The organism is Brevundimonas sp. Bb-A (assembly GCF_009394735.1).
GTDB classification, from domain to species: domain Bacteria; phylum Pseudomonadota; class Alphaproteobacteria; order Caulobacterales; family Caulobacteraceae; genus Brevundimonas; species Brevundimonas aurantiaca.
Map to the genome: position 1 here is coordinate 931,442 of NZ_CP045456.1, position 15,292 is coordinate 946,733.

The window sequence follows — 15,292 nt, forward strand, 5'->3', positions numbered from 1 at the left end:
CGGGGGATGGATGAGACGAGTGTTGGTGGATGCGGCCCTGGTGGTTCGCAATGTCGCGGGTCTGCGCCAGTCCATTCTGGACGCCTTCGAAGAGGACGACGCCGTCACCCTGGACCTGGTCGAGGAGGCCGTCGATCTGTGCGGCGTCCAGCTGATCGAGGCGGCGCGCCGTCAGGCCCAGGCCGTCGGCAAGACCTTGAGCCTGGCGCATCCGGGCGAGGCGTTTCGCCCGGTGCTGGAAGCGGCGGGTTTTCTGACCGAGGCGTCCGAGGACGACCTGCGGTTCTGGTTTCATGAAGGATCGGTTCAATGACGGCTTCCATCCTGACCGTTGACGACTCGCCCAGCATCCGCATGGCCTTGAAGATCGCCCTGACCGGCGCCGGCTATTCGGTCGCCGAGGCCGGCGACGGCGCCGAGGGCATCGCCAAGGCCAAGGCCAGCGCCTTCGACCTGATCATCACCGATCTGAACATGCCGGTCATGGACGGCCTGACCATGATCGAAGAGATGCGCCGCATGCCCGAACAGATGGGCGTGCCGATCGTCTTCCTGACCACCGAGTCCGACGAGGGCATGAAGGCGCGGGCCAAGGCCGCGGGCGCCACGGGCTGGCTGACCAAACCGTTCGATCCCGACCAGCTGGTGCGGATCGCTAAGAAGGTGCTGGGCCGATGAACGAAGCCATCGCCATCTTCCAGGTTGAGGCGCGCGAGAACCTGGAACTGATCGAACAGGGCCTGCTGGACCTGCTGGATCGTCCCGAAGACCGGGATCTGGTCGACGCCGTCTTCCGCGGCCTGCACACGCTGAAGGGGTCGGGGGCCATGTTCGGCTTCGACGCCCTGGCCGGCTTCACCCACCATTGCGAAACCGCCTTCGACCGGGTCCGCAAGGGCGAGGTGGCGGCCACCACGGATCTGGTCTCTGCGGTTCTGGCCGCCCGCGACCACATGCGACAGCTGCTGGAGGATCCGTCGGGCGATCACGGCGCCGCAGGCGACGCCCTGCTGGCCGATCTGGAGCGCGCAGTGCGCGAGGCTGACGGCGCCGCCGCGCCGGAGACCCCGAAGGCCGGCGCGACGACCTGGCGCGTGAAGTTCGAACTGCCCGCCGACGCCTTCCGCAACGGCGCCAACCCCCTGGCCCTGCTGAACGAGCTGCGCGACCTGGGCGAGGCCCATGTGGTGGTCGATACCTCGCGGGTGCCGCCGCTCAGCCGGATGGAGCCGACCGACCTCCATCTGGGCTGGACCGTCACCCTGACGACCGAGCACGGCCGCTCGGCGATCGAGGACGTCTTCATCTTCGTCATGGACGAGATGACCCTGAGCATCGAAGCGGTGGACGCCGAAGCCGCCGCCCCGCAAGAGGCTCCCCAAGCCGCCCCCCAAGCCGCCCCCCAAGACGCCCCCCAAGACGCCCCGGTCCAGGCCGCCGCCGAGCCGGCTCAGGCTCCGGTTTCGGCGGCCAAGCCCGCCGCCGTCGCCCCTGCTGCGCCCGCCGCCGAACCGGCTGAAGCAGGCGGCGCCAAGGCCGCCAAGGCTGCTGAGAGCGTGCGCGTTCCGGCCGACCGCCTGGATGAGCTGATGGACCGGGTCGGCGAACTGGTCATCGCCCAGTCCCGCCTGAGCCAGATCGCCGCCGGCGGGACCGACGTGGCCCTGCGCGCCGTGTCGGAAGAAATCGAGCGCCTGTCCGGCGAACTGCGCGACACCATGATGGTGCTGCGGATGGTGCCCGTCTCGACCCTGTTCGGCCGTTTCCGCCGCCTGGTCCACGACCTGGCGCGCGAGACGGGCAAGGCGATCGAACTGTCGACCGACGGCGAGAGCACCGAGATCGACAAGACCGTCATCGAGCGTCTGGCCGACCCCCTGGTCCACCTGATCCGCAACGCCGCCGACCACGGTCTGGAAACGGCCGAGGACCGGGCCGCCGCCGGCAAGCCGGCTACGGGCCGCATCCGCCTGTCGGCCCATCAGTCGGGCGGCGAAGTGGTCATCACCATCCGCGACGACGGCCGGGGCATCGACCGCGACCGCGTCCGCGCCAAGGCCGAGAGCCAGGGGCTGATCGAGCCCGGCGCGGCGATCAGCGACCATGACCTGCTGCAGATGATCTTCCATCCCGGCTTCTCGACGGCGGCGGCGGTCACCAACCTGTCGGGCCGCGGCGTCGGCATGGATGTGGTCAAACGCACCATTGAGGGCCTGCGCGGCTCCATCGACATCGCCAGCCGGCCCGGAGAGGGGTCGGAGGTGTCGCTGCGCATCCCCCTGACCCTGGCCATCATCGACGGCCTTCTGGTTCGCGTCGGCCACGGCCGCTACGTCATTCCGCTGGACGCGGTCGAGGAGTGTCTGGAGCTGTCGCTGGACGAGGATCTGCGTTCGCGCGGCCGCAGCTTCATCTCCCTGCGCAACAGCCTGGTGCCCTTCCTGCGCCTGCGCGAGATGTTCGACACCGGCACCCCGCCCGAACTGCATCAGAAGGTGGTGGTCGTCTCGACCGGCGCCGAGCGGATCGGCCTGGTCGTCGATCAGATCATCGGCGACCACCAGACGGTGATCAAGTCGATGTCCAAGCTTCATTCCGGCCTGCCGACCTTCTCGGGGGCCACCATCCTGGGCGACGGCGGCGTCGCCCTGATCCTGGACGTGGGCCACCTGGTCGCCAAGGGCCAGCAGCAGGAGGCGCAGATGCGTGAGGCGGTATGAGCGAGACGGCTGAAACCACCGGCTGGACCGGCGCGGAGCAGATGGAGGTCCTGACCTTCGAGCTGAACGGCGAACTGTTCGCCCTGGAGGCCGTCGCGGTGCAGGAGATCATGGACCTGGCGCCCGAGACGGTGGTGCCAGGGGCCGGCGCCTTCGCCGGCGCCGTGATCAACTTCCGCGGCAAGGTCATCCCCTTGTCGGATCTGCGCGTCGCCTTCGCCATGGAGCGGGGCGAGCCCACCATCGACAGCCGCATCGTGGTCATCGAGATCGATCTGGACGGAGAGCCGACCCTGGTCGGCCTGCGCACCGACAAGGTCCATGAGGTCACCACCCTGGCCCGCGCCGACGCCGAGGCCCCGCCCAGCGTCGGCATGCGCTGGCGGCCCGAGTTCATCCAATGCCTGGTCAAGCGCGACGGCGAATTCATCGTCGTTCCCGCCCTCCAGACCCTCTTCAACCAACAGCACGACGCCCGCTCGCCGGTCGCGTCCGCCACGCGTCACTGACCGGCTCTTCGGGGAGAACAGCCATGCGTTTCACGATTAAGGCCAAGCTGGCCGCCGGCTTCGGGATGATGATCGTCCTGCTGATCGGGATTGCGTTCCTCGGGATTCACAGCCTGGGCAGCTTCAACAAGGCCATGGACGACGTCATGTCGGGCCCGGCCAAGCGACTGGAGAATTCGCAGACGGCGAACATCCGCCTGCTGGAGTCGATCCGGGCTGAAAAGAACCTGATCCTCTCGACCACGCCGGAGGAAATGCGTCGTCACATCGAAACGGGTGAGACGGCCCGCGAGGAGATGGCTGAACTTCTGAAAGCCGGCGAGGAGAAGGCGTCCGAGGTCAACAAGCCTGACTGGCAGCGGCTGGAGGCCCTGCTGGCTCAGATGACGACGATGGAGGGCCGCATGGCCGACCTGGTGCGCTCGGGCCAGCACGCCCAGGCCATCGCTCTGTCGACCGGCGAATCGCGCGAGATCGCGGTCGAGATGTCGGAGATCTTCGCCAAGATCGTCGAGCGCAACCAGGCCGCCATGGTGAAGGCCGATCAGGACACGTCCAAACAGTACGCCGACACCCGCAACCTGGTCATCGGTCTGACGATCGCGGCCCTGGCCATCGCCGTCGCCTTCGCCCTGTGGATCGCCTTGGGCATCAGCGCCGGCCTCAGCCGTCTGATGACGGTCGCCGACGCCGTCGCCATCGGCGATCTGGACCAGCGGATCGAGATCAAGTCGAACGACGAGATCAAGGACCTGGTCGGGGTGTTCAACACCATGACCGACAATCTGAAGGCCACGGCCGCCATGGCCGATCAGATCGCCATGGGCGACCTGAGCGTCGAGCCCAAGCCCCTGTCGGACAAGGACACCCTGGGTCTCTCGCTGCAAGGCATGACCCGGAACCTGCGCGCCACGGCCGCCATGGCCGATCAGATCGCCGTGGGCGACCTGAGCGTCGAGCCCAAGCCCCTGTCGGACAAGGACATCCTGGGCCAGGCCCTGCAACGGATGACGCTGAACCTGCGCACGACGGCGGCGATCGCCGACGAGATCGCCCAGGGCGACCTGACGGTTCAGCCCAAGCCGCTGTCGGACAAGGACACCCTGGGCCTGTCGCTGCAGTCGATGGTGGAGCGTCTGCGCGGCGTGGTCGCCGACGCCCTGTCGGCCGCCGACAACGTCTCCTCGGGCAGCCAGGAGCTGTCGGCCACCTCCGAACAGATGAGCCAGGGCGCCACCGAACAGGCCGCCGCCGCCGAACAGGCCTCGGCCTCGATGGAGGAGATGGCCGCCAACATCAAACAGAACGCCGACAACGCCGCCCAGACCGAGAAGATCTCGCGTCAGTCGTCGAGGGACGCTGAGGCCAGCGGCGAGGCGGTCAACCGCGCCGTGGACGCCATGCGCACCATCGCCGACAAGATCGGCATCGTGCAGGAGATCGCGCGTCAGACCGATCTGCTGGCCCTGAACGCGGCGGTCGAGGCCGCCGCGCCGGGGAACACGGCAAGGGCTTCGCCGTCGTCGCCTCCGAGGTCCGCAAACTGGCCGAACGCAGCCAGACGGCCGCCGCCGAGATCAGCGCGGTCTCGGGCGACACGGTCAAGGCCGCCCAGGAAGCGGGCGAGATGCTGCAACGTCTGGTGCCGGACATCCGCAAGACCGCCGAACTGGTCTCGGAAATCTCCGCCGCCTGCCGCGAACAGGACGTCGGCGCCAGCCAGATCAACGAGGCCATCCAGCAGCTGGACAAGGTGACGCAACAGAACGCGGGCGCCTCGGAAGAGATGTCGGCCACCTCGGAAGAACTGGCGGCCCAGGCCGAAGAGCTTCAGACCTCGATCGCCTTCTTCCGCACCGACTCGGCCGGCGGTCGCGGCGGACGGGCTCCGGCCCGCGCCCCCCGCACCTCGACCTTCAAGGCGCCCGCCAAGTCCGCCGCCCGTCCGGTCGGCAAGTCGGCGTCCCCTGCGAAATCCCCGGTCCACGCCCAGCAGGCCCGGGCCCAGGGCTTCGCCCTGGACCTGACCAGCGGCGGCGCCGACGCCGAGGACATGGACTTCCGGGAAAGCGCCTGATGTCCGGAATCTCCGTCCTCCAACATCGCCGACCCAGTACCGTCCTCAGTAACCCGCGTCCGCCATTCGCCGACCTGACTTCAGAAAAGGGGCTCTGAAATGCGCCTAACGATTAAAGCAAAACTGGCCGGCGCCTTCGCCGCCGTCCTGGCGATCGCCATGGTTCTGGGCGTCGTCGGCGTCATAAAGATGAGCGCGGTCAACGATCAGTCGACCGTCATCACCGAAAACTGGATGCCGAGCATCGACGCCATCCACAGCCTCAATACGGCGACCTCGGACCTGCGGGCCCAGCAGTACGCCCACATCACCTCGACCGATCCGGCGCGCATGGCCGAGGTCGAAAAGGACATCGCCGCCACGCTCGACACGATCAAGAGCGAACGGACGAAGTATGAGGCCCTCATCTCCTCGGACGACGAGCGGGCGCTCTACAATCAGTTCGCCGGCAAGTTCGAAAACTATCTGCGGGACGGCGAGCGGATGCTGACCTTCTCGCGCGTCAATCAGAACGAGGCCGCCGCCGAGGCCATGCGCGCCAGCAAGCCGCTGTATGACGACCTGTCGGCCGACCTGCTGAAGCTCGTGAACCTGAACGTCGACGGCGGCAAGGCCGCCAGCGTCGAAGGCGACAAGGTCTTCGCCGAAGCCCGGACGATGTTCATCGCCCTGGTGGTCGCCGGACTGGTGATCGGCGTGGTCGCCGCCCTGTGGATTTCGCGCACCGTCACCCTGGGCCTGCGCAAGGTCTCCACAGCCATCGAGGCGGTCGCCATCGGCGACCTGGATCAGGACATCAAGGTCACGACCAATGACGAGATCAAGGATCTGGTCGATACGGTCGATCGCATGACGGCCAATCTGCGCGCCACCGCCGCCATGGCCGACGAGATCGCTCAGGGCGACCTGACGGTCCAGCCCAAGCCCCTGTCGGACAAGGACACCCTGGGCCTGTCGCTGCAGTCGATGGTGGAACGCCTGCGCGGCGTGGTCGCCGACGCCCTGTCGGCCGCCGACAACGTCTCCTCGGGCAGCCAGGAGCTGTCGGCCACCTCCGAACAGATGAGCCAGGGCGCCACCGAACAGGCCGCCGCCGCCGAACAGGCCTCGGCCTCGATGGAGGAGATGGCCGCCAACATCAAGCAAAACGCCGACAACGCCGCCCAGACCGAAAAGATCTCGCGCCAGTCGGCCAAGGACGCCGAACTGAGCGGCGAGGCCGTGACCCGCGCGGTGGACGCCATGCGCACCATCGCCGACAAGATCGGCATCGTGCAGGAGATCGCGCGTCAGACCGATCTGCTGGCCCTGAACGCGGCGGTCGAGGCCGCCCGCGCCGGGGAACACGGCAAGGGCTTCGCGGTCGTGGCTTCGGAAGTGCGCAAACTGGCCGAACGCAGCCAGACGGCCGCCGCCGAGATCAGCGCGGTCTCGGGCGACACGGTCAAGGCGGCTCAAGAGGCCGGCGACATGCTGCAGCGCCTGGTGCCGGACATCCGCAAGACCGCCGAACTGGTCTCGGAAATCTCCGCCGCCTGCCGTGAGCAGGACGTCGGCGCCAACCAGATCAACGAGGCCATTCAGCAGCTCGACAAGGTGACGCAACAGAATGCGGGCGCCTCGGAAGAGATGTCGGCGACCTCGGAAGAACTGGCGGCCCAGGCCGAAGAGCTTCAGGCCTCCATCGCCTTCTTCCGCACCGACTCGGCCGGCGGCCGCAGCGGACGGGCTCCGGCCCGAGCTCCCGCCCGCGCCTCGACCTTCAAGTCGCCGCCCAAGCCCGCCGCCCGTCCAGTCGCCAAATCGGCGGCCCCGTCTTCGGCCAAGTCTCCGGTCCACGCCCAGCAGGCCCGGGCCCAGGGCTTCGCCCTGGACCTGACCAGCGGCGGCGCCGACGCTGAGGACATGGATTTCCGGGAGAGCGCCTGATGTCCGGCCCCGTGGAAAAAGCGGGTGCGGCTGAGGGCCAGTACGTCACCTTCGGCCTGGGCGATGAAATCTTCGCCGCCCCGGTCGGCCTGGTGCGGGAGATCCTGACCTATCAGCCCCCGTCGCGCATCCCCAACAGCCCCGCCTATCTGATGGGTCTGACGGATGTGCGCGGCCAGGGCGTGCCCACGGCGGATCTGCGGATCCGCCTGGGGATGGCGCCGGTCGAACCGACCCTGAACACCCGGATCCTGGTCCTGGACATTCCGCTGGAGGACCGGACCCTGAGCCTGGGTCTGGTCGCCGACCGGGTGTTCGAGGTGACCAGCTTCGCCGCCGACCAGATCGAGCCCTCGCCCGACATCGGCGTCAAATGGCGCTCGGACTATATCTCCGGCGTGGTGCGGCGCGACGACGGCTTCGTCGTCCTGATCGACCTGCCTCGCCTCCTGTCCACCACTGGCGATGCGGCCGATCTCGCCGCCTTCGCCCCTGTCGAACGCGCCGCCTGAGGGCGGCGCGAACGGCCCATAAAAAAGAAGAGAGAAACGCCTTGTCCCAAGCGGCGCTAGAACGGTCCGCCCCCACGCTTGATCAGATCAGCGCCCGCAACTTCGAACGGTTGGCGCGCTACATCTATGACTACAGCGGCATCAAGATGCCCTCGTCCAAGCGCACCATGCTGGAGGGACGGCTGCGTCGCCGGCTGCGCGTCACCGGCCATGAGACCTTCGACCGCTATTGCGACTATCTGTTCAAGGACGGCGGGCTGGAGACCGAGTCCGTCTTCCTGATCGACGCGGTCACGACCAACAAGACCGACTTCTTCCGCGAGCCGCGCCATTTCGACTATATGGCCAGCCACGTCCTGCCCGAGTTCAAGGCCGCCGGGCAGCGTCGCATCCGCGCCTGGAGCGCGGCCTGTTCCACGGGCGCCGAGCCCTATACGATGGCCATGGTCCTGCAGAAGTTCGCCGACGAAGAGGGCGGGCCGGACTATCAGATCCTGGGCACCGATCTGTCGACCGAGGTGCTGGAGACGGCCCTGCGCGGCGTCTATCCCGACGAAATGCTGACGCCCGTGCCGGCGGACATGAAGCGCTGGGTGATGAGGGCGCGCGACGCCAGCCGCCGCGAAAGCCGCATTCATCCGTCCCTGCGGTCCAAGCTGTCGCTGGCGCGGCTGAACCTGATGGACGAGGCCTATTCGGTCGGCGATCCGTTCGACATGATCATGTGCCGCAACGTCATGATCTATTTCGACAAACAGACCCAGGCCAAGGTTCTGAACCGTCTGTGCGCCCGTCTGCGGCCCGGCGGCTATCTGTTCATCGGCCATTCGGAAAGCATCACCGGCATCGAACTGCCGCTGGTCACCGTCGCCAACACCATCTTCCGGAAGACCTGACCTCATGCCCAAGGTTCGTGTTCTGGTGATCGACGATTCCGCCAGCGTGCGCCAGACCCTGGTGGACGTGCTGTCGGCGGATCCGCAGATCGAAGTCATGGGGGTGGCGTCCGATCCCTTCGTCGCCGCCCGCCGCATCGCCGAGGACGTGCCCGACGTCATCACCCTGGATGTGGAAATGCCGCGCATGGACGGCATCACCTTCCTTCGGAAACTGATGTCTCAGCGCCCGATCCCGGTGGTCATGTGCTCCTCCCTGACCGAGGCGGGCTCCGAGACCCTGATGCAGGCGCTCGAAGCCGGCGCCGTCGACATCATCCTGAAGCCGCGGATCGGGGCGGCGGACCATCTGGCCGAGAGCGGCGACCGCATCCGCGACGTGGTCAAGGCCGCCGCCCGCGCCCGCGTCGGCGCCCGCCGCCCGACCGCCCGGACGCTGGATCCCGGCACCAAGCTGACGGCCGACGCCATGCTGCCGCCGCCCAGCGGCGCGGCCATGGCCCGCACCACCGAAATGGTCGCCTGTCTGGGCGCCTCGACCGGCGGCACCGAAGCCCTCCGCGAAGTCCTGCAGGCCCTGCCGGCCAATGCGCCGGGGATCGTCATCGTCCAGCATATGCCGGCCGGCTTCACCGCCGCCTTCTCCAAACGGCTGAACAGCCTGTGCGAGGTCGAGGTCAAGGAGGCCCAGCACGGCGATCCCGTCCTGCGCGGCCACGTCCTGATCGCGCCGGGCGACAAACACATGCTGCTGGAACGCCAGGGCGCCCGCTATCAGGTGGCGATCAAGGACGGTCCGCCCGTCTCGCGGCACCGGCCCTCGGTGGACGTCCTGTTCCGCTCGGCCGCCCGCGCGGCCGGCCGCAACGCCATGGGGGTCATCATGACCGGCATGGGCGACGACGGGGCGCGCGGCCTGCTGGAGATGAAGGAGGCCGGCGCCGTGACCGTGGCCCAGGACGAGGCCAGCTCGATCGTCTTCGGCATGCCCAAGGAGGCCATCGCCCGGGGCGCCGCCCAAAAGATCATGGCGCTGGAACATATCGCGCGCGAAATCATGGCGGTCGATCGGTCGCGCTGAACCAGGCCTGGTCTTCGGCCTGTTCGACAGTTGACGCCGCGCCGACGGAGACGTCGGCGCGGCGTTCTCATTTCAGGGCTGCGTGATCTTCAGAACAGCAGGTCGGCGAACTCGTCCGCCTCGGCCGGCGCCGCTTCGACGGCCGCCGTCTCGGCCTGAGCCTCTTCGCCTTCCGGCGCAGCGTCCTTGGGAACGGCGTATTCGGCATGGATCAGCCGTTCGCGCGCCATCGTATAGCAGCGCCCGATCTCGTTCATCGCCTCGTCCAGGGCGGCCTCGATCTGGGACAGGTCGTCCACCTCGGGCCCTGCGGCCTCGACCAGGGCGGCGGCGGCGGCGTGAAGGGCGTCGCCCATGTCGGCCTTCAGCCCCAGCTGTTCGGCGGCGACGGTCAGGGACCGCGCCGTGGCGGCGCCCTGGTCGCTGAGGCCGCTCAGGTCGTGCTCGACCACGTCGGCGGCCTGGCGCAGACGGCTGCGCACCCCGTTCAGACGACCGGCGTCCACCCGCCCGTCCTGATCGCCGCCCGCCGGCCTGTCATTGGCGACGCCCGCCAGTGCGTTCAGGGAGCTGAGCGTCAGATCGGCCTCTTCCTCCAGCTGGCCGGCGTGGCTGCTCAGCTCGATGGCGATCACGCTCAAAGGCTTGCCGATGTCGCCCAGGCGGTTGGAGCGCAGGCTGCTGTTGATGGCCATCTGCTGGATGTCGCGCTTGACGCCCTGGATGGCGCCGACCCGGCGCGACAGGGCCTCGACCGCCGAGACGGTTTCGTTGCTGATCCTGTGGGCGTTGGCCATGGCCGCAGTCACGTCGCCGACGAGAAGGCCCGCGTGTCCCAGGCTCTCTTCCAGTTCGCGCAATCCGCCCTTGCCGCCCCGGCCGCCCAGGGCGTTGACCGCCAGGATCTGGGCCGTGTCCGCCGCCATGCCGTTCAGGCTCTGGGTCACCTTGACCGCTTCCGCCTCGAAATCGGCCGCGATATCGGACATCTGGGCAGCCAGCATGTGCAGCAGCCGACGTTCGGCCCGGTCGCGCGCCTCCTCGGCCAAGTCCGACTGGGCCGCCAGGCGGCTGGCGACGCGCAGGCCCAGCTGGACGTGTTCGATGCGCTGACGGGTGATGTCGCCGATCTGAAGCGCCATCAGGGCCTTGCTGACCTTGGTCTGGATGTCGCGGGCGATGGCCGCGATCGAACGGGCGACGTCGGCGATCTGGGTATGCTGTTCCTGAATGGCGCGGGCGTCGACCGCCAGCCGGTCCGGCACGGCGGGGATCAGGGCGGCGTATTTGCCGCTCAGAGTCTGTTCGAACTCAAGGGCCTGTTGCAGGCGGGTCGACAGATCCGTCAGCTGATCGGCCAGTTCGTCCAACTGGCCGACGCCCAGGTCCAGCTGGCTGCACATGCGCTCGGCGAAGCCGGCGAACTCGTCCGACGCGCGGATGGTGGACCCGGCCGTTATCTTGACGTTCAGCGCAAAGGCCCGGAGGTAGCGCAGCGTTGTGCGCATCGACTCGATATTGGCCTGAAGCTGGGCGCCGGCGACCTTGATGTTGGCGAAATAGGCGATCCGGTCCTGCTGGGCCTCCGGCAGGGCGTTCAGTCCCTCGGCCGTGGACAACAGGTCCTGGGTCGTGTCCGACACGGATTTGGCGTCCAGGGTGACCTCAAGCCGATCCAGGGATTCGATCAGTCGTCCCACCATTTCCAACGACCCCGCCAGCCGGCCCCCGGCGTCGGAGAAACGGCTTTCGATCAGCGCACGCGCTGTTTCGAGCTGGTCGATGATGGCTGTCGGCTGGACGGGGAGACCGGCCGTGACGGCGAAATCATGATGCTGGATGTTCACTAACCGTCTCGTTCTGAGCGTCGTTCGGTGAAACATAGGCCGCAACTTACCAACTGAGGGTAAACGCCTTTGCGGCGGCGGGCGGAGTCGATCAGGGTCCGGAAAATTAAAAGGGGCCGGCTGCGTCGCAGCCGGCCCCTTGGAAACTGGTGGAGCTTAGCGGAGTCGAACCGCTGACCTCTTGCATGCCATGCAAGCGCTCTACCAACTGAGCTAAAGCCCCGGACCTTGCGGTCTGGTTCGCCCGGTTCATCTTGCGATGGCCCCCGGCGAGGCGGCGGAACCTATGTCAGAGCTTTTTTAGGATCAAGCCCGTTTCGACATTTATTTTCACATCGGTTCCAGGTGTGAAAAAGGGCAGAGATTTCAAACCGCAAGGGTCCGAAAGCCTGTCCGCCCGCCGCGTCTCCCTAAAGGGAAATACGGCGGGCGCAACAAAAAAGATCAGTCGTCGTCGTCGCGCGACGGCTTGGCGATTTCGTCGTCCAGGTCGTCGTCGTCTTCGTCCTCGATGAAGGGCACCGAGTCGTCGTCATCGTCGCCCAGGTCGTCATCGTCGCCGTCGGTCGAACCCATGCCCGGCTCGTCTGCGGCGTCGGCGGGGGAATCGTCGTCGTCGTCAGGCGTCAGGATCGGCTCGTGGCCTTCCTCGTCGATTTCCGGGGCGCGGATCTCTTCGTCCTCGTCCTCTTCGCCGTCGGCCGCCTTGTCCTTGACCTGATCTTCGGCGTCCTCGTCGTCGGTCGGATAGCCGGGACGGGCGCGGCGGCTGCGCAGCTTCAGGGCTTCTTCGGGATCGAAGTCCGTGCCGCATTTGGGGCAGTGGGCGGGGCGGCGGTTCAGGTCGTAGAACTTAGCCTGGCAGTTCGGGCAAACCTGTTTGGCGCCCAGTTCGGGATTGGCCACGTTTGGAACCTTCAACGGGTTGAATTCGGGGCGGTCCCTTGCCACCCCTCGGAGCCGCTGTCAAAAGCTGTCTTTCGCGCCGCCCGCGCGGCCCTTTCGACAAGCCAGCCTGAAGCGGGTGAAAATGCCGTCCCAACTGACCGCCAGCCGTTCGAACGCCCTCGCCGGAACGGTGCGGGCGCCGGGCGACAAGTCCATGTCCCACCGTTCGATGATCCTGGGCGGCATGGCCTCGGGCGTGACCGAGGTCGAGGGCCTTTTGGAGGGCGACGACGTCCTGGCCACCGCCCGGGCGGTCCAGGCCTTCGGCGCCGAGGTCGAACGGATCGGCGAGGGGCGCTGGCGGATCGAAGGGGCGGGGGGCTTCAAGACGCCCGCCTCGGTGATCGACTGCGGCAACGCCGGCACCGGTGTTCGCCTGCTGATGGGGGCGGCGGCGGGCTATCCGCTGACGGCGACCTTCGACGGCGACGCCTCCCTGAGAAGGCGGCCGATGAAGCGCGTCACCGGCCCGCTGGCCGACATGGGCGCCCGGTTCGACTGGCGGGCCGCCGAGGATCGGCTGCCGGTCGCCCTGACCGGCGGGACGCTGACGGCGATCGACTATGTGCAGACCGTGGCCTCGGCCCAGATCAAGTCGGCCATACTGCTGGCCGGACTGAACGCCCAGGGCGTCACCTCGGTGACCGAGCCGGAAAAGAGCCGCGACCACACCGAGCGGATGCTGCGCGCCTTCGGCGCCGAGGTAGGTGTCGAAGAGATGGGCCAGGGCTGGGTCGTCTCTTTGAAGGGGGGACAACCCCTGACCGGAACCTTCGTCGCCGTGCCGGGCGATCCGTCGTCCGCCGCCTTCCCCCTGGCCGCCGGCCTGATCGTTCCGGGTTCGGCGGTGACGGTCGAGGGGGTCATGCTGAATCCCCTCCGCACCGGCCTGTTCGCTGCCTGGCGCGACATGGGCGCCGACCTGACGATATCGAACCGGCGCGAGGCCGGCGGGGAAGCGGTCGGCGACGTCACCGCCCGGCATTCGGCGCTCAAGGGCGTGGTCGTGCCCGAAGACCGCGCCGCCTCCATGATCGACGAATATCCGATCCTGGCCGCCACGGCCGCCTTTGCGGAAGGCGTCACCGTGATGCGCGGGGTGGGCGAAATGCGGGTCAAGGAAAGCGACCGGATCTCGCTGATGGTCGAGGGCCTGCGCGCCTGCGGCGTCCAGGTGGAGGAGGAGCCGGAGGGCTTCATCGTCACGGGCGCTCCGTCGGTCCCGGGCGGCGCGACCGTGCACACCGCCCACGACCACCGCATCGCCATGAGCCATCTGGTCCTGGGCCTGGCCGCCGACCAGCCGGTGTCGGTCGACGAACCGGGCATGATCGCCACCAGCTTCCCGGGCTTTGTCGAGATGATGAACGGGCTGGGCGGGCGGATCGCTTGACGAAATGTCGCCTATAGACGACAATGTGGCGACAAGATTGACGTTCACGCCGGTGTTTGATCGATGGCTGCTGAGGCTGCGAGATCAAAGGGCCGTCGCTCGGATCACGACCCGTCTACAACGTCTTTCCCGCGGTCAGTGGGGCGATGTAAAGCCTGTCGGCGAGGGCGTCAGCGAACTGAGGATCGCCTACGGACCCGGCTATCGTCTGTATGCGATGAAGAAGAACGAGGCCTGGGTCATTCTGCTGGCGGGAGGCGACAAGTCGAGCCAGGACCGCGACATCGCCGAGGCGAAACGGCTGGCTGAGGAGTATCGAAATGACTGAGCCCCTGATCGAATTCGATCCCGCCCGTTATTTGAACACGCCTGAGGCGGTGGAAGAGTATCTGGTCTCCTCGTTCGAAGAAGCCGCCGAACTCGGCGACCCGCGCATCATCACCAACGCCCTGGGGGTCGTGGCTCGGGCCAAGGGCATGACCCAGATGGCGCGCGACGCCGAACTGTCGCGCACCGCCCTCTATCGCGCCCTCAGCGAAGAAGGACGGCCCGAGCTTTCGACCATCTTCAAGGTGATGCAGGCCCTGGGTCTTCGCCTCGCCCCGGTTCGCGTGGACTCCGCCGCCTGATGTCCCTGATCATCGCCGTCGACGGCCCGGCCGCCTCGGGCAAGGGCACCATCGCCGCGCGTCTGGCGCGGACCTATGGCCTGCCGCATCTGGACACGGGCCTGCTGTACCGCGCCGTGGGCGTGAAACTGCTGGAGGCCGGCCGGTCTCTCGATGACGAGGCGGCCGCGACCGAGGCTGCGCGGTCCCTGGATGTCGCCGGCCTGTCCGACGATCCCCGCCTGACGACCGGCGAGGCGGGCGAGGCGGCCAGCCGCGTGGCGGGCCATCCCGGCGTCCGCGCCGCCCTGTTGGATCTGCAGCAGGCCTTTGCGGCCCAGGCGGGCGGGGCGGTTCTGGACGGGCGCGACATCGGCACGGTCATCGCGCCCGACGCCCCCGCCAAACTGTTCGTCACCGCGACGCCGCAGGTGCGCGCCACGCGCCGCTGGAAACAGTTGACGGCGCGCGGCTTCGACATCGGCTTCGAAGAGATGCTGGCCGATATCCAGCGTCGGGACGCGCGCGACGCCGGCCGGGGCGCGGCCCCCATGGTCCAGGCCGAAGACGCGGTCTTGCTGGACACGACCGATATGGATATAGAGGCCGCCTTCGATGCGGCCCGCCGTATCGTCGAGACGGCGCGCGCGAAACACGGTCTCTGACCGGTTTTGCAAATCCAACGCTTCGTCCTCGGCTTCCGCGGGCGTTCTGACCGATCCGGCCTCGCATCCTGACGACCTGCCTATCCTTTTTGACGTCCACCTCGCGC

General features: G+C 67.8%; 14 protein-coding genes, 1 tRNA gene and 1 pseudogene. 13 read left to right on the forward strand and 3 right to left on the reverse strand.

Annotated elements, in window-relative coordinates; all coding sequences use genetic code 11:
- The first annotated feature begins 10 nt into the window (after positions 1–10).
- The 9 genes and pseudogenes from BSP_RS04595 (at position 11) to BSP_RS04635 (ending at position 9,724) form a co-directional block, all read left to right on the forward strand.
- Positions 11–313 carry a lipid asymmetry maintenance protein MlaB gene (locus BSP_RS04595; RefSeq protein WP_152949450.1) on the forward strand — a complete coding sequence of 101 codons (303 nt, stop codon included), beginning with the start codon at positions 11–13 and terminating at the stop codon, positions 311–313.
- A complete protein-coding gene (locus tag BSP_RS04600) occupies positions 310–678 on the forward strand; it encodes a response regulator (protein WP_054764668.1) in 369 nt (122 codons plus the stop codon). The genes BSP_RS04595 and BSP_RS04600 overlap by 4 nt, the downstream gene beginning before the upstream one ends.
- Positions 675–2,720, forward strand: a complete 2,046-nt coding sequence (locus BSP_RS04605; RefSeq protein WP_152949451.1) for a chemotaxis protein CheA — start codon at positions 675–677, stop codon at positions 2,718–2,720. Before BSP_RS04600 ends, BSP_RS04605 begins: the two co-directional genes overlap by 4 nt.
- On the forward strand, positions 2,717–3,229 hold the full coding sequence (locus BSP_RS04610) for a chemotaxis protein CheW (protein ID WP_054764669.1): 513 nt from the start codon (positions 2,717–2,719) through the stop codon (positions 3,227–3,229). Before BSP_RS04605 ends, BSP_RS04610 begins: the two co-directional genes overlap by 4 nt.
- A 68-nt stretch (positions 3,230–3,297) precedes the next feature.
- Positions 3,298–5,306, forward strand: a pseudogene (locus tag BSP_RS04615) (methyl-accepting chemotaxis protein).
- 99 nt (positions 5,307–5,405) lie between these two features.
- On the forward strand, positions 5,406–7,235 hold the full coding sequence (locus tag BSP_RS04620; RefSeq protein ID WP_152949452.1) for a methyl-accepting chemotaxis protein: 1,830 nt from the start codon (positions 5,406–5,408) through the stop codon (positions 7,233–7,235).
- Positions 7,235–7,747, forward strand: coding sequence for a chemotaxis protein CheW (locus BSP_RS04625; protein ID WP_152949453.1), 513 nt, complete (start codon positions 7,235–7,237; stop codon positions 7,745–7,747). The genes BSP_RS04620 and BSP_RS04625 overlap by 1 nt, the downstream gene beginning before the upstream one ends.
- A gap of 41 nt (positions 7,748–7,788) precedes the next feature.
- On the forward strand, positions 7,789–8,643 hold the full coding sequence (locus tag BSP_RS04630; RefSeq protein ID WP_152949454.1) for a protein-glutamate O-methyltransferase CheR: 855 nt from the start codon (positions 7,789–7,791) through the stop codon (positions 8,641–8,643).
- A 4-nt stretch (positions 8,644–8,647) separates the two neighbouring features.
- A complete protein-coding gene (locus tag BSP_RS04635; protein WP_054764674.1) occupies positions 8,648–9,724 on the forward strand; it encodes a chemotaxis response regulator protein-glutamate methylesterase in 1,077 nt (358 codons plus the stop codon).
- Between the two features lie 89 nt (positions 9,725–9,813).
- On the opposite strand, the gene BSP_RS04640 is transcribed toward BSP_RS04635, so the two are convergent.
- The 3 genes from BSP_RS04640 to BSP_RS04650 form a co-directional block, all read right to left on the reverse strand.
- Positions 9,814–11,571, reverse strand: a complete 1,758-nt coding sequence (locus BSP_RS04640) for a hypothetical protein (protein WP_152949455.1) — start codon at positions 11,569–11,571, stop codon at positions 9,814–9,816.
- Between the two features lie 147 nt (positions 11,572–11,718).
- Positions 11,719–11,794: transfer RNA gene (locus tag BSP_RS04645), tRNA-Ala, on the reverse strand.
- A 221-nt stretch (positions 11,795–12,015) separates the two neighbouring features.
- Positions 12,016–12,477, reverse strand: coding sequence for a TIGR02300 family protein (locus BSP_RS04650; RefSeq protein WP_054766821.1), 462 nt, complete (start codon positions 12,475–12,477; stop codon positions 12,016–12,018).
- 124 nt (positions 12,478–12,601) lie between these two features.
- Between BSP_RS04650 and aroA the strand changes: the two genes are divergently transcribed.
- Genes aroA through cmk form a run of 4 tightly spaced genes read left to right on the forward strand, consistent with a single transcriptional unit; the run spans position 12,602 to position 15,185 of the window.
- A complete protein-coding gene (gene aroA, locus BSP_RS04655) occupies positions 12,602–13,912 on the forward strand; it encodes a 3-phosphoshikimate 1-carboxyvinyltransferase (RefSeq protein WP_152949456.1) in 1,311 nt (436 codons plus the stop codon).
- A gap of 4 nt (positions 13,913–13,916) precedes the next feature.
- A complete protein-coding gene (locus tag BSP_RS04660; RefSeq protein WP_152949457.1) occupies positions 13,917–14,240 on the forward strand; it encodes a type II toxin-antitoxin system RelE/ParE family toxin in 324 nt (107 codons plus the stop codon).
- Positions 14,233–14,541, forward strand: a complete 309-nt coding sequence (locus tag BSP_RS04665; protein ID WP_152949458.1) for an addiction module antidote protein — start codon at positions 14,233–14,235, stop codon at positions 14,539–14,541. Before BSP_RS04660 ends, BSP_RS04665 begins: the two co-directional genes overlap by 8 nt.
- Positions 14,541–15,185 carry a (d)CMP kinase gene (gene cmk / locus BSP_RS04670; RefSeq protein WP_152949459.1) on the forward strand — a complete coding sequence of 215 codons (645 nt, stop codon included), beginning with the start codon at positions 14,541–14,543 and terminating at the stop codon, positions 15,183–15,185. The genes BSP_RS04665 and cmk overlap by 1 nt, the downstream gene beginning before the upstream one ends.
- Positions 15,186–15,292: the final 107 nt, after the last annotated feature.

Bases quoted from the DNA above. Each gene is read 5' to 3' on its own strand.
- BSP_RS04605 (WP_152949451.1), top strand. From the start codon at position 675: ATGAACGAAGCCATCGCCATCTTCCAGGTTGAGGCGCGCGAGAACCTG.
- BSP_RS04610 (WP_054764669.1), top strand. From the start codon at position 2,717: ATGAGCGAGACGGCTGAAACCACCGGCTGGACCGGCGCGGAGCAGATG.
- BSP_RS04660 (WP_152949457.1), top strand. From the start codon at position 13,917: ATGTCGCCTATAGACGACAATGTGGCGACAAGATTGACGTTCACGCCG.
- BSP_RS04600 (WP_054764668.1), top strand. From the start codon at position 310: ATGACGGCTTCCATCCTGACCGTTGACGACTCGCCCAGCATCCGCATG.
- BSP_RS04595 (WP_152949450.1), top strand. From the start codon at position 11: ATGAGACGAGTGTTGGTGGATGCGGCCCTGGTGGTTCGCAATGTCGCG.
- aroA (WP_152949456.1), top strand. From the start codon at position 12,602: ATGCCGTCCCAACTGACCGCCAGCCGTTCGAACGCCCTCGCCGGAACG.
- cmk (WP_152949459.1), top strand. From the start codon at position 14,541: ATGTCCCTGATCATCGCCGTCGACGGCCCGGCCGCCTCGGGCAAGGGC.
- BSP_RS04625 (WP_152949453.1), top strand. From the start codon at position 7,235: ATGTCCGGCCCCGTGGAAAAAGCGGGTGCGGCTGAGGGCCAGTACGTC.
- BSP_RS04665 (WP_152949458.1), top strand. From the start codon at position 14,233: ATGACTGAGCCCCTGATCGAATTCGATCCCGCCCGTTATTTGAACACG.
- BSP_RS04620 (WP_152949452.1), top strand. From the start codon at position 5,406: ATGCGCCTAACGATTAAAGCAAAACTGGCCGGCGCCTTCGCCGCCGTC.
- BSP_RS04635 (WP_054764674.1), top strand. From the start codon at position 8,648: ATGCCCAAGGTTCGTGTTCTGGTGATCGACGATTCCGCCAGCGTGCGC.